The 18,246-nt window shown below is 49.8% G+C and carries 16 protein-coding genes and 1 pseudogene; 15 read left to right on the top strand and 2 right to left on the bottom strand.

The genetic code is table 11. The annotated features are described in order from the left end of the window. Nucleotides 1–164 precede the first annotated feature (164 nt). From Q5911_RS03460 to Q5911_RS03390, 15 genes and pseudogenes are all read left to right on the top strand, one after another. A complete protein-coding gene (locus tag Q5911_RS03460; protein ID WP_303180991.1) occupies nt 165–2,099 on the top strand; it encodes a PfkB family carbohydrate kinase in 1,935 nt (644 codons plus the stop codon). Continuing rightward, a complete protein-coding gene (gene rbsK / locus Q5911_RS03455; RefSeq protein ID WP_303180989.1) occupies nt 2,096–3,028 on the top strand; it encodes a ribokinase in 933 nt (310 codons plus the stop codon). Before Q5911_RS03460 ends, rbsK begins: the two co-directional genes overlap by 4 nt. A 19-nt stretch (nt 3,029–3,047) precedes the next feature. After that, nucleotides 3,048–4,004, top strand: coding sequence for a nucleoside hydrolase (locus Q5911_RS03450; protein WP_076779400.1), 957 nt, complete (start codon nt 3,048–3,050; stop codon nt 4,002–4,004). A 28-nt stretch (nt 4,005–4,032) separates the two neighbouring features. Further along, nucleotides 4,033–4,632, top strand: a complete 600-nt coding sequence (locus tag Q5911_RS03445; RefSeq protein ID WP_076779398.1) for an ECF transporter S component — start codon at nt 4,033–4,035, stop codon at nt 4,630–4,632. A gap of 29 nt (nt 4,633–4,661) precedes the next feature. Next, the gene (locus Q5911_RS03440; protein WP_076779396.1) at nt 4,662–5,417 is read left to right on the top strand and encodes an energy-coupling factor transporter transmembrane component T; all 756 of its coding nucleotides are present in this window, start codon (nt 4,662–4,664) and stop codon (nt 5,415–5,417) included. Beyond that, nucleotides 5,405–6,250, top strand: coding sequence for an energy-coupling factor ABC transporter ATP-binding protein (locus Q5911_RS03435; RefSeq protein ID WP_303180985.1), 846 nt, complete (start codon nt 5,405–5,407; stop codon nt 6,248–6,250). Before Q5911_RS03440 ends, Q5911_RS03435 begins: the two co-directional genes overlap by 13 nt. Before the next feature lie 11 nt (nt 6,251–6,261). Then, nucleotides 6,262–7,062, top strand: coding sequence for an energy-coupling factor ABC transporter ATP-binding protein (locus Q5911_RS03430; RefSeq protein WP_303180983.1), 801 nt, complete (start codon nt 6,262–6,264; stop codon nt 7,060–7,062). A 141-nt stretch (nt 7,063–7,203) separates the two neighbouring features. Next, nucleotides 7,204–9,579: a glycoside hydrolase family 2 protein gene (locus Q5911_RS03425; protein ID WP_303180981.1), complete on the top strand. Its 2,376-nt coding sequence runs from the start codon at nt 7,204–7,206 to the stop codon at nt 9,577–9,579. 12 nt (nt 9,580–9,591) lie between these two features. After that, on the top strand, nt 9,592–10,950 hold the full coding sequence (locus Q5911_RS03420; RefSeq protein WP_442913472.1) for an MATE family efflux transporter: 1,359 nt from the start codon (nt 9,592–9,594) through the stop codon (nt 10,948–10,950). Nucleotides 10,951–11,038: 88 nt separating this feature from the next. After that, nucleotides 11,039–12,583, top strand: a complete 1,545-nt coding sequence (gene guaA / locus Q5911_RS03415) for a glutamine-hydrolyzing GMP synthase (protein ID WP_303180978.1) — start codon at nt 11,039–11,041, stop codon at nt 12,581–12,583. 215 nt (nt 12,584–12,798) lie between these two features. Beyond that, a complete protein-coding gene (locus Q5911_RS03410) occupies nt 12,799–13,152 on the top strand; it encodes a hypothetical protein (RefSeq protein ID WP_076779364.1) in 354 nt (117 codons plus the stop codon). 136 nt (nt 13,153–13,288) lie between these two features. Then, complete coding sequence (locus tag Q5911_RS03405) at nt 13,289–14,116, top strand: ParA family protein (protein WP_076779361.1); 828 nt, start codon at nt 13,289–13,291, stop codon at nt 14,114–14,116. Then, a pseudogene (locus Q5911_RS03400) lies at nt 14,070–15,006 on the top strand (ParB/RepB/Spo0J family partition protein). The gene Q5911_RS03405 and the pseudogene Q5911_RS03400 overlap by 47 nt, the downstream one beginning before the upstream one ends. A gap of 272 nt (nt 15,007–15,278) precedes the next feature. Next, nucleotides 15,279–15,443 carry a hypothetical protein gene (locus Q5911_RS03395; RefSeq protein WP_157888451.1) on the top strand — a complete coding sequence of 55 codons (165 nt, stop codon included), beginning with the start codon at nt 15,279–15,281 and terminating at the stop codon, nt 15,441–15,443. Nucleotides 15,444–15,574: 131 nt separating this feature from the next. Further along, nucleotides 15,575–15,979, top strand: a complete 405-nt coding sequence (locus Q5911_RS03390; protein ID WP_076779353.1) for a hypothetical protein — start codon at nt 15,575–15,577, stop codon at nt 15,977–15,979. Nucleotides 15,980–16,096: 117 nt separating this feature from the next. Here Q5911_RS03390 and Q5911_RS03385 read toward each other — a convergent pair whose 3' ends face one another. Together Q5911_RS03385 and Q5911_RS03380 are read right to left on the bottom strand one after the other, a co-directional pair. After that, entirely contained in the window at nt 16,097–16,546 is a 450-nt protein-coding gene (locus tag Q5911_RS03385) for a hypothetical protein (RefSeq protein ID WP_076779351.1), read from the bottom strand. Between the two features lie 19 nt (nt 16,547–16,565). Continuing rightward, entirely contained in the window at nt 16,566–18,008 is a 1,443-nt protein-coding gene (locus Q5911_RS03380; RefSeq protein ID WP_303180971.1) for a response regulator transcription factor, read from the bottom strand. Nucleotides 18,009–18,246 lie beyond the last annotated feature (238 nt).

Here is an 18,246-nt window from a genome sequence, read left to right as displayed (position 1 = left end):
ATACGAGAGCGAAACTTATTTAGTAAAAGGGTTAAACTATACAAAATGTCGGAAAATAGTTTCGTAAACGCAGAATATTGATTAAATTTTCATAAAATGCTAAGATCTAGACAAAATTAATTTACTAAAAAACTTTCTGAAAAAGAAATGTGAAAGGGGGAAAAATGAACATACATGATATTGCAAGGCTTGCCGGAGTATCTGCTTCGACGGTTTCAAAGGTCATGAATGGCAAGGACCGGGATATCAGTGAAGAGACGAAGAAGAAAGTATTAGCGGTCATAGAAAAAGAAAACTATGTTCCATATTTTAAATTCCGGGAAAAGGAAGGGCTGAAAAATCATCTTATTGGACTGATTGTCAGGCGGGATCACAGGGAAAGAGAAAATATTGTGCTCAGTGCCGGAAAGAGAGCAGAAGAATTAAGTTACAGCCTGGTGGTTTCCTATGTGGACAGTGAGGAAGAAATTTCTCGGCAGGTGAAGGACATGGCCAGGAGACAGGTGTCGGGGCTGATTATCGACTCGGAGAAAAAGACGGATTGCGGACGGCTGGAACATGCGACTGTGTATCTGAGCCAGACAAAAGAGTTTGATGAGAAACAGCAGGTTACCTTTTACTATCGCCTGTCAGAGGCAGGACGGCTGGCGGCGGAGAGACTGATGGAAGAAGGCCATCAGAAGATCGCCTGCATTGTCCATCAGAGAGACCGGAGCATTCTTGACGGGTATCGCATGGCCGTCAGGAACCGGAATCTGCCGCTGCAGCCTGTGTGGTCCTACGAGGGAGAGAGCATTGAGGAAATTGAAAAATATGGTCTCCGTCAGTGCCTGGGAGAAGATGTGACTGCGGTGATCTGCGGATCCTGGGATATTGCCTGTTGTGTATGGAAATTGATGGAGAGAACGCGTACAGTGATCCCTGATGGCCTTTCTATGATTGTGGTGGGCGACGGCAGGATGCCGGAACTTCTGGGGGATGGCATTACCGCTGTCAGGCTTCCTGCGGAAAGCATGAGCAGGGATGCAGTGGAGTATCTTATTGATATGATCCAGGGGCAGAAGCAGGTGGAGCTGATGCGCAAATTTCCACCGATATTGACGGAGAGAGGAAGCATTGTCCGCCCGGCCCAGGAAAAGCAGGGAGAGAAGATCGTGGTGGTAGGCAGCATGAATATGGATGTCACCATGGAAGTGTCCAGGGTTCCGGTAAGCGGAGAAACACAGATTGCTGACAGGCTCTTTGTATTCCCGGGAGGCAAGGGCGGCAACCAGGCGGTGGGAGCCGGCAAACTGGGAGGGCAGGTCTACATGATTGGCTGTCTTGGAAATGACATGGACGGCAAGCAGCTCTACAGCAGTCTGACAGAAAATCATGTCCACATGGATGGGGTGATTTTTGATACGGTTCTTCCAAGCGGAAAAGCCTACATCAGTGTGGACAGCAGCGGCGAGAGTACTATTGTAGTATACCAGGGGGCAAACGGTCATCTGGACGCCTCTTGGATCAACGGATGCCGTTATCTATTCCAGAACGCAAAGTACTGTCTGCTTTCCATGGAAATACCGGATGAGATCGTGGAGTACACTATCAGATTCTGTAAAAGAAATAATACGGAAGTGATACTCAAACCTTCAGCCACAGAAAAAATCAAAGAGGAAATGCTGGCGGATGTGGCCTACTTTGTCCCCAATGAAAATGAGTTGAATTTGCTGATTCCGGGAAAAAAGAGCCTGGAAGAAAAGGCGCAGATGCTGCGGGAAAAAGGTGTGAAAAATGTGATTGTCACTATGGGAGCCAGAGGATGTTACCTGACTAATGAAGAGTATTCGCTCCATTTCTCAGGCGCCGCTTTCGAGGCGGTGGACACTACCGGAGGGGCTGATTCCTTTATCAGTGCCCTGGCAGTCTGCCTGAGTGAAGGGAAACATATCATACATGCCATCGGTTTTGCCATCTACGCATCCGGTATCACTGTGACGAGATACGGCGTGCAGCCGGCGCTGCCTGACAGAAAGGCAGTAGATGTCTATGAAGACGAGATTTATTCAAAATACAGCATTATTGCAGAATTAGCAGAAGGGAGGGGAAAGAAGTGAAGAAGATTGTTGTGATTGGAAGCCTGAATATGGACTCAGTAATTGAGACGCCATACATGCCCAAGGCAGGAGAGACCATATCCGGAAAGAGCGTGACGCTAATTCCCGGCGGGAAAGGAGCTAATCAGGCTTACGCAGCAGGGATCCTGGGCGGCCGGGTCAGTATGATCGGTGCAGTGGGGCGGGATGCCTTCGGAGAGATCTTAAAGTCCAATCTTGACAGAGCAGGAGTAGATACTTCCTCAGTGTCCGTTATAGAGGGCGGTACCACAGGGCAGGCTTTTATCACGGTAGACGGCAGCGGCGAGAATTCCATTATTATCATTGCCGGTACTAATGGCATGGTTACCGGAGAGCTGATCCAGGAGCATATAGAGAAAATCAGAGAAAGCGATATCGTGATCATGCAGCTTGAGATTCCGGTTGAAACAGTGGAGTATGTGAAGGATCTGGCGGTCAGTATGGGAAAGACCGTGATCATAGATCCGGCGCCGGCTGTGGCAGGTCTGCCGGACAGTTTCTGGCAGGGAGTGGACTATATCAAGCCTAATGAGACGGAACTGGAAATCCTTACAGGCAGAAAGCTAAGGACACTGGAGGAACTGAAGGAAGGAGCCAGAACGCTGCTTGTCAGAGGTGTAAAACATGTCATCGCCTCTCTGGGAGGAGAAGGATGTCTGTTCGTGTCAGAACAGGAAGAAACATTCTTTCCGGCCAGAAAAGTGACGGCGGTAGATACGACAGCGGCAGGAGACAGTTTTACAGCGGCATTTGCCCTTGCACTGAGCGAAGGAAAAAGCTGCAGTGAAGCTATACGCTTTGGCCAGAAGGTATCGGCTATTGCAGTGACACGGAAAGGCGCTCAGACTTCCATACCCACCAGGGAAGAAGTGGAGAGAGTCGGGGACGCCAGTGAAAACTTAGGATAGCAGAAGGGAGGAACATATTATGGAAAAAGAACCTGTTATTATTGACTGTGATCCAGGTAGTGACGATGCTCTGGCGATCATTCTTGCCCTGCATTCCGGCATGGTAGATCTGCGGGCGGTATGCTCGGTAACAGGAAACGGAGCGCTGGATACAACGACAAGAAACGGCTGCAATGTGCTGGCTTTGTGCGGCCGGAAAGATATTCCCCTTTACCGGGGATCCGGCGCGGCCCTGGACCAGCAGGTGCCGGATACAGTCAGCGCATTTGGAGATGACGGACTTGGAGGTTACGCAGACACCATCCAGTCAGATAAAAAGGAAGAGGAAATGGACGCAGTGGAGTTTCTGGTTGACTACATAGACAGCCATCCCGGGGAAATTACACTTTTTGCTATCGGTCCCTGCACCAATGTGGCGAAAGCCATCCGAAGATCCAAAACCTTTGCGGGTAATCTGAAAAGACTGATCATTATGGGCGGTGCAAAGTACACAGGCAATATGAGCCCGGTGGCAGAGTACAATTTCTGGGCAGACCCGCAGGCAGCGCACGAAGTACTGCGGGCGGGGATCAGGGACGTGACTATGATAGGCCTGGATGTGACAAACAGGATTGCTCTGAACTGCGGTATGAGAGAAGTTTTAAGAATGATAGACACGCCGCTTTCCAACTTTGTCTACAATATTACCCGGGAAGGGCTGGATGACAACTGGCGGACGAGGAAAAAGGCCGTTTCACCCATGCATGATGTGCTGACGGTGGCGTACCTTCTGGATCCTTCCATCCTGCAGGTGAAACCGGCATACATCGATGTGGTGACAGAAGGAATCGCGAAAGGACAGTCTGTGGTGGACATAGACGGACACTGGAACGGTGGAAAATGCAATGCAATGTATGCGGCGGAAGTAGATGTGGAGAAATTTTATAAACTGTTTTTTGAGACTATCTTCCACGAAGATGTAACTACGTTGTTCTGACATGTTTTGAAATTAGGAGGAAAATAAGATGAAAAAAGCAAATGAGAACTTTTCGTTAATGGTTATATTATTGATCCCGGTGGCAATCGCCATCAATATCGTAGGAGGACAGATGACTTCTGTTCTGAAACTGCCTGTAGACCTTGACATGATCGGCGTTATTCTTGTGGGAGCACTTGCAGGCCCGATTCCGGCAGCTATCACAGGGGTTCTTACAAACCTGATCAACGGTATCTTTGACCCGACATGGATTCCATATGCATTCTGCGCATTCTTCATCGGAATCGCTTCGGGACTTCTGGCAAAATACAACATGATGACAAAAATTTGGAAACTGATTATTTCCGGAATTATTATTGCTCTTGTAGGAACCGTTACAGCAGCCCCGATCACTGTATTCTTCTTCGGCGGAGCTACAGGAGGCGGAGCGTCTATGCTGGCGGCAGGACTGATGGCAACAGGAAGGGATATCATGGAATCTGTATTCTCTGTTTATATTGTTACAGAGAGTGTAGGAAAACTGATCTCCATCTTTGTGGCATATCTGATCATCAAAGCCATACCGGATCGCTCTCTTGTAAAATACAGATTCGGCGAGAAATATATCAAAAAGACAGCAGCAAAATAGTGTACGCAGAATAGTAAGGAGTATATAAAATGGATCAGAACAATAAGATTGTTTCACTATACCCGCTGACCAAATTTTATCTGGCAATTGCGTTTGTAGTTGTGTCTATTGCGATGCCGGGTATTGTCAGTAAAATTATCTGCTTTGTGCTGATAAATATTCTGGCAGGAATGAGCGGCGTGTGGCCGGTATTTATCCGCAGGGTAAAGAATTCGGTCGGGATTTTGTTTATCATACTGGTCATCATACAGACGCTTTTTTCTCCGGGAGAAGATGTGATCTTTTCTTTCTGGATCTTTGAAGCAAAATGGGAAGGACTGATGATTGCCCTGAACCTGGGCTTTACACTGATGTGTGTAGGAGGCAGTCTGATCTGGTTCTTTGCAGTTACGAAGGAAAAAGATTTTGTACTGTCACTGGAAAAGCAGGGTATGAGCCCGAAAGCATCCTATGTGGTGCTTTCTACGCTCCAGATGGTGCCGGTTCTGAAGAAAAAGTCGGCAACCATCATGAATGCCCAGAAGGCGAGAGGTGTGGAGACAGAAGGAAATCTGATTGTCCGGGCCAAGGTATTTGTGCCGACTATTATTCCTCTTGTGCTCAGCTCCATCACAGGGACTGAGGAGAGAGCCCTTACATTGGAGGCGAGAGGATTTTCATCGGGCATCCGGCCGACACATCTGGAAGATATAGAAAAGACACCGGCAGATAAGACGGCAACCGTGATCATAACGGTTCTGTTTGTTATAGCACTAGCAGGGAGGGTTGCATTATGGGTTATATAGAACTGAAGAATGTTACATACACATACCCATTGGCTGAAGAACCCAGTGTCCGCGATATCAGCGCGGTCATGGAGAGAGGAAAATTCTACTCCATACTGGGAGCGAATGGAAGCGGGAAGACGACCCTGTGCAATATCCTGCGGGGATTTATTCCTAATTTTTACCAGGGTGAGATGTCGGGAGAAGTGATCTTTGATGGGAAAAATCTCCAGGAGTATGAGATGGGAGAGCTTGCATCAAAGATCGGGTACGTTTTCCAGAATCCCTTTAACCAGATCACCGGAGCCCGGGATACGGTCTACGGGGAGATCGCCTACGGGCTTGAAAACTTTGGTGTTCCGGTACCGGAGATCAGAGACCGGGTGGATCAGATCATGGAACTGACCAACATTACATATCTTAGGGACAAGAACCCTTTTGAACTGTCCGGCGGACAGCAGCAGAGAGTAGCCTTTGCTTCTGTTCTTGTACTGGAACCGGATATGTTTGTTATTGATGAGCCTACATCCCAGCTCGATCCCAGGGAGACAGAACGTGTCTTTGACATTATTCTGAAAATGAAGGAGATGGGGAAGACCATTGTTCTGGTAGAACATAAAATGGAGCTTGTAGCGCAGTACAGCGATGAGGTTCTCGTGCTGGAAGAGGGAAGGCTCATACGCGCAGGAGAAAAGCATGAGATCCTGAGTGAGACCGGTTTGCAGGAGCATGGCGTCATGCTGCCACAGACAGTACTTTTGGCAGAAAAAATGCGAAACAGCGGCCTGAAAATCAAAGACGGGATCATCACAGAAGATGAGATGCGGGAACAGCTTGTAAATATAGGCAGATAAGGAGAATTTATATGGGAATGATAGAATTTAAGGATGTGAGTTTCAGCTACCCCAATGGATTTTCAGCTGTCGAGCATGTAAGCTTTGAGATCGGACAGGGAGAGAAAATCGCCATTGTAGGTCAGAACGGAGCAGGGAAGACAACAACGGTGAAGATGATGAATGGACTTTTAAAGCCGACCTCAGGGACAGTTATCGTGGATGACATGGACACAAAAGAGTACACCACCGCGCAGCTCTCCAGGGTGACCGGATATGTGTTCCAGAATCCAGATGAACAGATTTTCCATAATACAGTCAGAGCCGAGATAGAGTTCGGCCCCGGAGTGCTGGGGTTTGATGAGACGAAGATCAAGGAGAAGACAGAATGGGCTGCGGATATATGCGGGCTGACCGAACACATGGAGGAGAACCCGTACAACCTGCCTCTTTCTATCCGGAAATTTGTGACGATAGCATCTGTGCTTGCCATGGACGAGAAAATCCTTGTTTTGGATGAGCCTACTGCCGGGCAGGATCTGCACGGAATCAAATGTCTGGAAAACATCCTGAGCGAACTGGAAAAGAAGGGGACAACTGTGATCACGATTACGCATGATATGGAGTTTGTTGTAAACAATTTCCCGAGAGTGTTTGTTATGGCACATAAAAACCTTCTGAAAGTGGGAACAGCCAGGGAGATTTTCCGGGATGACGCACTTCTGGAAGAAAGTATGCTGAAAAAGCCATATGTGAGCAGCCTGGCAGCAGGCCTGGGAATCGAGGAGGATATTCTGTACCAGGATGAACTGGCAAGATATTTTGTAAAATAAATCTTAGAGTAACAATATGAAAAAGACAGAGCGGAAGCTGAAGGAGAACCCGGCAGTTTCCGCTCTGTCTTGTAATATTTCTTTATATAGGCTATCATACTTAATGGAGAAATCACAGGAAGACTCACAAAGGAGGGCAACATGCGCTATCAGATCAATCACAACTGGTACTTTACACAGCACTACACTGGAAGCCTGAACAGCATGCCGTCTGAGAAGCTGGAGGAGCTGGAGCTGGTCCAGATTCCCCACACAGTACAAATGCTTCCTCTGCGTTACTGCAGTGAGAAGGATTACCAGATGGTGAGCGCCTATATAAAAGAGATAGATATCCCAAAAGACTGGGAGGGAAAATGCGTCACACTGACCCTGGAGGGAGCGGCCCACCAGGCGGAGGTGTACTGCAACGGAAAATCTGCAGGCATCCACGGGTGCGGTTACACGGCATTTGAAGTGGATATCTCAGAACTGCTGCGGTATGGACACACAAACCGGATCGTGGTCAAGGTGGACAGCCGGGAGAGCCTGGACATTCCGCCCTTTGGCTATGTGATCGACTATATGACGTACGGAGGCATCTACCGTCCGGTCTATCTGGAAGTGCGGGAAAACATGCATTTCCGGGACGTCTTTGTCATACCTGATGACAGGAGACATCTGGAGGCAAAGATAGAGGCAGAGGGAGCGCGGGACTGCCAGATCCGGGCCCGGGTGCTGGGAGAGGACGGAGAGGTCTATGCCCGGCTGGAAGAGCAGAATTTTCAGGATCATTTCCATATGCATGTTCCCAGGGCAAAGCTGTGGGATACGGAGGATCCCTGTCTCTATACGCTCCAGCTGGAACTTGTGAAGTTCGGAAATGTCATGGACACAGCTCAGGTGCGCTTTGGCTTCCGAAGGATCGAGATGAAGCAGGACGGATGTTATCTGAACGGAAAAAAGGTGAGGATCAGAGGGCTGAATCGTCATCAGAGCTGGCCCTATATGGGCTATGCGGCTCCGGCCAGAGCCCAGAGGCTGGATGCGGAAATCCTGAAGTATGAGCTGGGATGCAATGCAGTGCGGACCAGCCACTATCCGCAGAGCCATGCGTTTCTGGATCGCTGTGATGAGCTGGGGCTTTTAGTGTTTACAGAGATCCCAGGATGGCAGCACATTGGCGGAGAAAAATGGAAAGACCAGGCAGTGAAAAATACAGAGGATATGGTGCGGCAGTACCGGAACCATCCCAGTATTTTCATGTGGGGTGTCCGGATCAATGAAAGCAGGGATGACGATGACCTGTACAGGAGGACCGTGGAAGCAGCTCACAGCCTGGATCCTTCCAGGCCTACAGGCGGGGTGCGGTGCCTGAAAAACAGCAGCCTTCTGGAAGATGTCTATACGTACAATGACTTCAGCCATACAGGAGACAATCCGGGCTGTGATCCGAAAGAGGCAGTGACGCCGGACATGGAGAAGGCGTACTTTATCACAGAGTATGGCGGTCATATGTATCCCACAAAGGCCTTTGACGATGAGGAGCACAGGAAAGAGCATGCCATGCGGCACGTCCGGGTTCTGGACAGCGCCGCTGCGCATGAGGATATCGGCGGGACTTTTGGCTGGTGCATGTTCGACTACAATACCCACAAGGATTTCGGCAGCGGGGACAGGATCTGTTATCACGGAGTGATGGATATGTTCCGCAATCCCAAACTGGCGGCCAGTGTCTACGCCTCCTGCCAGGAAAGATGGCCGGTACTGGCGGTCAGCAGTACCATGAGTATCGGAGATCATCCGGCAGGGCAGATCGGGGAAGTGGCGGTATTTACCAATGGAGAAAAGGTGCGTCTCTACAAAAATGACACGCTGGCCGGGGAGTATTTTCCCACAAAGAAGTATCCTCATCTTGCGCATCCCCCGGTGTTGATCGGGAATGACCCGTCTGCGGCGGCGCCGGTTTCCGGACAGGCGGAGACGGATAAAGCAGATGCAAACCAGGCAGGAGGGGGACGGAGCACAGGCCTGGCAGGCTGGCTGCGCAGACTGTATCTGTCCGTTTTTGGAGAGGGAGACAAACCGCAGGTGGAGAAAGAAGAGACTGCCCTCCAGGAAGAAGAAAAATATATGGGAAGCTGGGGAGAAGAGACGGCTGTCTGGAAGTTTGAGGCCCTGCAGGGGGATCAAGTCACCCGCACGGTGACGGTCTCCCCTGTGGAGCAAATCCACCTGGAAGGCATCTGTGATACGGACGTACTTGTAGACGGAGATACCTGGGATATGGCGACTGTCCGCCTGCGTGCCGTGGATCAGAACGGTAATCTGGTTCCCTACGCTCACGATGTGCTGCGGTTTGAGACGGAAGGGTGCATTGCGATCTGCGGCCCTGCCGCCATCGCTCTTGAAGGAGGCATGACCGGCTGCTATATTCGCACCACAGGCGAAGAAGGAGAGGGGCGCCTGTGTGTTTACAGGGGAGAAGAAAAAGAGCTGACCTGTACATTTTCCGTAAAAGCGTACAGGGATCGGCTGTAGAAAGCTGGGAGAATTTTGAAAAACAGAACGGAAACGAAACAATATTTATTTGACAACCGGGCGCTGACAGCCCTCATCATTCCGCTGATCATCGAGCAGATGCTGGCTGTTCTTGTAGGAATGGCAGACAGCATTATGGTGGCCAGTGTGGGGGAGGCGGCTGTGTCCGGCGTCTCCTTAGTGGACAACATCATGGTGCTGCTTATTAATGTGTTCGCTGCTCTGGCCACCGGCGGAGCCGTGGTGGCAGGACAGTATCTGGGACAGCAGAAAAAAGAGAGAGCCTGCCAGGCGGCAGAGCAGCTTGTGTGGTTTATCACCATCTGTGCGGTGGTGATCACCCTGATCATCTACGCCTGCAAATATTGGATCCTTCACGGAGTGTTCGGGCAGATCGAGGCGGACGTTATGGGGCATGCAGACACGTACCTGATGATCGTGACGGCTTCTATCCCATTTATTGCTCTCTATAATGGAGGAGCTGCCATTTTCCGGACTATGGGAAACTCGGAGATTTCCATGCGGGTTTCTATTGTCATGAATATCATCAATGTGGCGGGAAATGCCATCTTGATCTACGGATTTCACAGAGGGACAGAAGGTGTGGCGATCCCCACGCTTGTATCCAGAATGACGTCGGCAGTCCTGATCATGGCCCTGCTGGCAGATCAGAGGCGGCCCATCTATGTGAGGCTGTCCCGCAGATACAGACCCGACTGGAGCATGATCCGCAAGATCCTGGGTATCGGCATTCCCAACGGGTTGGAAAATAGCATGTTCCAGCTTGGAAAGATCATCGTGCTGAGCCTTGTCTCCACTTTCGGTACCTATGCCATTGCGGCCAACGCAGTGTCCAATGTCATCGCCTCTTTCCAGGTGCTGCCCGGCATGGCCATTGCTCTGGCGGTGACTACGGTGATCGCAAGGTGCGTGGGTGCAGGAGACTATGAGCAGGTAAAATATTACACGAAAAAGCTGCTTGGCATTACCTACGCCTGCATGGTAGTTACCAATGTGATTATTGTCCTGGTGCTGCCTCTGATCCTGAAAGCCTACAATCTGTCCAGCCAGACGGCGGAAGTGACTACGGGCATCGTCATTTTCTACGCCGTATGCTGTGTGCTGATCTGGCCTCTGGCATTTACCATACCGGCCACATTCCGGGCTTCCGGGGATGCAAAAATGTGCATGTTCATCTCCGTTTTGTCCATGTGGATCTTCCGCATCATTTTCAGCTACATACTTGGACAATATATGGGTATGGGTGTGTTCGGCGTGTGGGTGGCCATGATCATCGACTGGATCGTGCGGAGCATCTGCTTCATCGCCCGGTATTTCAGCGGGAAGTGGAAACATCAGGCGGTAGCCTGAAAATGTCGGGTTTTTGTTGCCAACAGAGCCCTGCTACTTTATAATAGAACTATTCCATTGAGGAAAAAAATACAAGGAGGAACAAGCGGTGAAAAGAGAATTAGTCATTGTACTGGATTTCGGCGGTCAGTACAACCAGCTCGTGGCGCGCCGCGTCCGTGAGAGCAATGTGTACTGTGAAATCTATTCTTACAGGACCGATATCGAGACCATCAAAAGTAAAAACCCAAAAGGGATCATTTTGACCGGCGGTCCCAACAGCTGCTATCTGGAAGACTCACCTACCTATTCCAGAGAGCTTTTTGAACTGGGCATCCCGGTGCTCGGACTTTGCTACGGCGCACAGCTTATGATGCATGTGCTGGGCGGAAAGGTAGAGCGCGCCTCGGTGCGTGAATACGGAAAGACGGAAGTGATGGTGGACCGCAGCTCCAAGTTGTTTGAAAATGTATCTGAGAAAACGGTGTGCTGGATGAGCCATTTCGACTACATTTCCCAGGTGGCGCCCGGTTTCAGGATCACAGCTCACACAGCCGACTGCCCTGTTGCGGCAGCGGAAAATGAGGAGCAGAAGCTGTATGCCATCCAGTTCCACCCGGAGGTGCTCCACACCCAGGAGGGAACAAAGATGCTCTACAATTTCGTGCGGGGCGTCTGCGGATGCTGCGGCGACTGGAGAATGGATTCCTTTGTGGAGAGCTCCATTGAGTCCATCCGTGAGAAGGTGGGGGACGGCAAAGTGCTGCTGGCTCTGTCCGGCGGCGTTGACTCCTCTGTGGCAGCAGGCCTTCTTTCAAGAGCTATCGGCAAACAGCTCACTTGTGTATTTGTAGACCATGGCCTTCTCCGCAAAAACGAGGGAAACGAGGTGGAGGCTGTCTTCGGACCGGAAGGCGACTTTGACCTGAACTTTATCCGCGTCAACGCCCAGGAGCGCTACTACAATAAGCTGGCAGGCGTGACAGAACCGGAGCAGAAGCGCAAGATCATCGGCGAGGAATTTATCCGCGTGTTTGAGGAGGAAGCCAAGAAGATCGGAGCAGTGGATTTCCTGGCGCAGGGCACGATCTACCCGGATGTGGTGGAGAGCGGTCTTGGCGGTGAGTCCGCCGTGATCAAATCACACCACAACGTGGGCGGCCTCCCGGATTTCGTAGATTTCAAGGAGATCATAGAGCCTCTCCGCGACCTGTTCAAGGACGAGGTCCGCAAAGCCGGACTGGAACTTGGCATCCCGGAGGATCTGGTGTTCCGTCAGCCATTCCCGGGCCCGGGACTTGGCATCCGCATCATCGGCGAAGTGACAGCTGAGAAGGTGCGCATCGTGCAGGATGCAGATGCGATCTACCGCGAGGAGATCGCAAAGGCCGGACTGGACAAAGAGATCAATCAGTATTTTGCGGCCCTGACAAACATGCGCTCTGTCGGCGTTATGGGAGACGAGAGAACCTATGATTATGCTGTGGCGCTGAGAGCCGTGAAGACAATCGACTTCATGACAGCCGAGGCGGCAGAGATCCCGTTTGAGGTTCTGCAGAAAGTGATGAGCAGGATCATCAATGAGGTCAAGGGGGTCAACAGAGTATTCTACGATCTGACCAGTAAACCGCCAGGGACGATAGAGTTTGAATAGTAAACAGGGAGCCGGGAGACCGCATAAACACTGGGTTTCCCGGCTTATCATATGCTCCGTGGTACTATTTTGGAACTAAAATTGCAATGAGTAAAAATGAATAAAGAGATAGAAATGTGCAGAAAGCCGTTTGTTCTTTTAACTGAGAGCAGGCGGCTTTTTGGCGTTCTATAAATATATGGCTGCCTGCCAAAAGAGAAAGAGAGGAATTATTTATGAAAAAAATGAGAAAATCCGCTAGTAATGTGAACAATGCTGTTAATCTGATCTCCGGAGCCTATACCTTGCCCCTGATCGACAAACTGTTTTCCAACAGCCAGAGGATTGAGAATATGGATGATGTTTATTTCGCCATAACTGCATTGGTGGATACAGACAGAATCAGCGAGGCGTTCCATATGATAAGAGGATTGTTTGGAATTTCCGGTATGGAATATCCGCAGGAGATTGCACAGTTGGAAAAATCGGAAGAACTGCAGGAATCTTTTGTGTCGGAATTTATTTTTGATTTTTATGATGTGATAGAGGATAAGAGGATAGAAACAGAAGAACAGGAAATTCCCGTTTAAAATGCGGGAATATTACATAGCCGGAAGGTTTTCAATTTGCGAAAATCATCCGGTTTTTTCATGCCTATTTTTATACATAGTCATTTCCCTACACGGGAAGATGGCTATTAAATTTTCAGGAAAGGAGGGAACCGTTATGGCGAATTGCAAAGTAATTGCGATTGCCAACCAGAAAGGCGGAACGGGGAAAACCACCACGACTGTCAACTTAGGGATCGGACTTGCCAGAGAAGGGAAAAAGGTCCTTCTGGTAGACGCTGATCCACAGGGCGATCTGACCACTTCATTAGGGTGGCCGGAGCAGGATAATCTTTCTGTGACGCTTGCCACACAGTTAGAGGGCATTGTGGCTGACCGGGAAATGGATAGCCACGCCGGGATTTTACACCATGAGGAAGGCGTTGATCTGATCCCGTCTAACATTGAACTTGCAGGACTGGAAGTTATGCTTGTCAATGCCATGAGCCGGGAACTGACGCTGAAAAACTATCTGAATGAAGTGAAAAACGGATATGATTATGTGTTGATTGACTGTATGCCGAGTTTGGGTATGCTGACAATCAATGCACTGGCGGCGTCAGATAGTGTAATTGTTCCGGTACAGGCTCAGTATCTTCCGGCAAAGGGAATGACACAGCTTATGAAAACAATCGGGAAGGTACAAAGGCAGATCAATCCGGCGCTGAAGGTAGACGGAGTGCTTTTAACACTTGCGGATATGAGGACAAATCTGGCCCGTGTGACCGCAGAAAGTATCCGGCAGAATTATGGGAGGATGGTCAAGGTTTACCAGACGGTCATTCCGGTTGGCGTGAAAGCAGCGGAAACGAGTGCCGCAGGACAAAGCATTTACAGCTATGACAAAAACAGTACAGTCGCTAAAGCCTATGCGTCATTTACAAGGGAGGTGGTACGGGATGGCGAAAGGCAGAGAAATAAAATTGCCCCTTCCCGCAGCCGATGATCTGTTCAGCACGCAGGAGGAACGTGATGAGGCTAAGCGGGAGTATGTGGCAGATATTCCTCTGATAGAAATCAGCGACTTTCCCAATCATCCGTATAAAGTAAAGCAGGATGAAAGTATGCTGGAACTGGCGGCGAGTATCCGGGAGAAAGGCGTGGTCAATCCTGCTCTGGTGCGCCCGAAACCGGAAGGCGGTTATGAAATGGTAGCAGGACACCGGAGAAAATTCGCCAGTGAACTTGCCGGGAAAGCAGTCATGCCCTGTATCGTGCGAAATCTGACAGATGATGAGGCTACGATTATCATGGTTGACTCTAACCTGCAAAGGGAGAAAGTCTTACCCTCAGAGAAAGCCTTTGCTTATAAGATGAAACTGGACGCAATGAAACGGCAGGGGAAGCGCAGTGATTTAACTTCTGTGCCACTGGCACAGAAGTTACAAGGAAAGACATCAAGACAGCTTTTAGGAGAGCAAGTGGGAGAAAGCCAAGACCAAATCCGCCGCTATATCCGTCTTACCGAACTTATCACACCTATTCTGGATATGGTGGATGAGGGAAAGATTGCCATGCGCCCGGCAGTAGAACTGTCTTACCTGCCGAAAGAGCAACAGCAGGTGCTTTTTGGACACAATGGAGCAGGAAGACTGTACTCCAAGCCATGCACAGGCGATTAAAATGCGGAAATTTGCGGAGGCGGGAAAGCTGAATGAGGACGTGATCCTGTCGATCATGACCGAAGAGAAACCGAACCAGGTGGAGCAGTTTAAAATCCCGAAAAAGAGGATTGACAAATATTTTTCTCCGGGAACCACGCCAAAGCAGATGGAGGACACGATCATTAAGGCATTGGAGCTGTACCGCAGACGGGAACGAGGACGGGAAAGGTAAGAGGACGCCTGGGGGAAAGTGGGTTCCTTTGGTGCTTCCCTTTTTCCGGGGTTTCCGGAGTCTCCGCTCCGGTCAGTGCTAAACGTGTGTCACCGGCACACAGCACCCCCTCCCCACACCCTACCCCTTCCGGATTACCAGCAGTTTACCAGCCGAAAAGAAGAATAAGGAGCCGGTGGCTATCCACATTCCACCGGATCAGTACCCAGCCCTGCCAGCAAGCAGGGATTTTTTTATGTGGGCCGAAAGGCTCGGAAATGGAGGAGAATGAAGTGAAGAAAATCAAACAGTTATTCAGGAAAGGAGTCGCATTGGCACTGGCGGCGGTCACGACACTGTCCGTCCTGCCGGCGGCCACGGTATCGGCTGCGTCCCAGCGGGCAACGATCACATTCGCTTACTGCTATGACGGGAACGGGAATACCATGCCTTTTTAAAGCTTGATGCAAAAACAGAAGGTACAAGGCGGTCAATCCTGTCATCCCTGCCGCTCTACACGGCCGACGATGAGCTTGTCTTTCAGGTTTTGAGGGACAATCGTGTTTCGGAGAAAAACCAGATCAGGATCATGGAACATATTGCTTTTCAAAGGGAATTGACGGAAGAAATTCTATCCCACGACTCCATCTTTGAAGCGTATCCCAACTTTTCAAAAGATGAGTTTGCCCAATACCCCATGACGCTATCCTTGGCTGGCGCTTTTTATGAAGAGGATATCGTCTACACCTATGAGCAATATCGGGAACATCTGGAGATGATGAAGCGCTTTTCTCAGATGCATAAAAACTACCATATTGAGGAAAACAAATCTCCTGCGTTCCGCCATATCCAAATTCTTATCCATGAGGGAAGCTGGGCGATCGTGTCCAAGGAAAAAACGCCGGCGATTCATTTTGTTATCCGGCACCCCAAAATGCGAGAAGCCATGGAAAACATCACAATGCCCATTGTGGAAGGGGAAGAGTATAAATGAGGCTAAATCCGAGTCCCTTGCGTTTGAAAAATGGGTATAAATAAACCAGGCATTCCCTGCTTGCACAGCCTTAGCTGGATACAAGTAAGGAATGCCTGGTTTTGCGATGTGCCTTTTTTACTCCATCGCTTCCCTGTACTCTGGATATGTTTCTTGGATTTTCCGCGCCAGATCCCAAATCTCCTCGTCGCCGGAAAGCACATAGGATGTTCCGCCGGCGCCATGGAACCGGTTTTCATCAAACCAGAAGAGGCAGGTATCCCCATCCGCTGTCTCAAACTCCAGGATCCGGCTGTCTGTAGAGCCGCTGAAAGCTTTGGATACAATGGTCGTTTCCCGTAATGCCTGCAGGATTTCGGAGATGATTTCTTCATCCGTCGTTTCGTAGCGTCCCAGGATGTTATCGTTGTGATGATAGGTAAGCGCGACCGGCAGCTCTTCCAGCGACTGATCCAGAAATTCCTGCTGGCTTTCGGTGCAATAGGCCCGAAGCGATGTGTCTTTTGGGGAACACCCCGCCAGTACGCACAATAAAATCAGCAAAACGGTAATTTTAATCCTCTTCATCCGAATCCCTTTCTGACTGTCATAGCCTGCGCTGTTTTTCTATGTAGAGCTGGTACAATCCCATGCGTGATTTTACACCCGCTTTCTCATAGATCGCCGCGATATGCCGCTGACAGGTTCGCCGGGATAGATACAGTCCATCTGCGATCTCCTGAATACTTTCCTCTGAATTGACCAGCTTGTCAAATACTTCGGTTTCCTTGGGCGTAAGGATAAACAGCTCCGACAAAAGACGGAACGCTTCCTGAGGGTCCAGGTCTGTCGGGATATCCTTGGGGGTGCCGGATGAAACCGGCATCCAGGCTGTATAAAGATAGATGACTACGCTGACGGCCACAGACAGGACCAGTGCCAGAATGATGGATGCCATGCCATTGCTGTCAGAAACAAGCAACGCTACAGAGGCGTTGGTAAGCAAAGCGGCGCTCACGTTATTCATGGCGCGCCCCATACCGGCCCACAGCGCTGGCGTGGGCATATGGCGGGCAAAATCCAGAAAGCTGGTGGTGAAGAATACCACAAAAAATCCAGCCGAAAGATAAAATACGATCAGGCCGATCAAAAACGGGCCGCCCAGCTTGAGTACTACCAAACAGATGACGGACATCAGCATGACGCAGTACATCATCATGGCCATAAATTTCCGCTTTCGGATATCAAAAAGAAAGCCGGCAGAAAGGCCGCTTACCGCCAGCAAAAGCCGCGGCCATTGCCCGATGTCAGTGCCTGCTGCATGATGCATGGTGACCGCGTTGTCCAGCGTACTGAAGATACATGCCATCAGGATGACAAGCAGTGCAAGGAGTCCGCCGGCGGCGATCTTCTTTCGGGTTCCCTTCCCATCATCCTCTATGGCGGGGGACTGGAGTTCTTCCGCTTCTGCGTTTTCCTGGCGGCAAAGCCTTTCTGCCTTCAGCAACAGCGCTAACGCTACAAGGGCAAAGAGTGAAAGTATCAAGGCTTCCGCAGTTTCCAGATCCACAAGATTGTTATTTAGAAACTGCAGGAAGATCCCAAGGGCATAGGAGACACCAACCATACGCGCCAGATGGGTGCGATCCCTCGCCAGTTTGAAAAACAGGTAGTGGGCCGCGCTTCCCAATATCCCCAGAAACAGGAACAATGTCATTCCGGAGAGCAGAGTGGACGAATAAGAAACATGTTTTTGAACCAAAAAATTGCATACTGCCGCTGCTAGTGCAAGGATAAAAAGTCCAACGATTTGTACCCGCCTTTTCAAAAAGCGATGAAACAGCGGATAGAGCAAAAAACCGACAGCGCTTATTCCTAACGCGTAGTTTTGCGCAATCACCGGTTTTTCATCCCCTGCCGTAAGCGAGATCATATTCACATATAGGTACTCGGCGCCAAGAAATAGAAAAGTAAAAATACCAAGCAGCAGAATCGCATAAATGGATTTTGGATTTGTGAAGCTTTTCTTTATTATTATCATACGTCCCATTCCACCCCCTTTCTCCGCAATGGTACAATTATAAACCATTATACTATAAACGGCATGGATTTTCAACGATTTCGGTCGGTTAGAGACTTTTTTTCGCTGACGTTTTTGCGGAATATACAATCCTTCCTGTTTGACCTAAACCAGGGATTCTCCTGGATAAAACCGTATATTTTTGGAGCTGCGTTCCGCATCCGGGAACTACCGGTTTTTTGCGCCCGCACATGCCATTTTACCGCAG

It is taken from the genome of Lachnoclostridium phocaeense (assembly GCF_959599685.1).
GTDB lineage: Bacteria > Bacillota > Clostridia > Lachnospirales > Lachnospiraceae > Claveliimonas > Claveliimonas monacensis.
The sequence above is the reverse complement of the archived record's forward strand: the minus strand, read 5'-3'. Positions and strand labels throughout refer to the sequence as shown.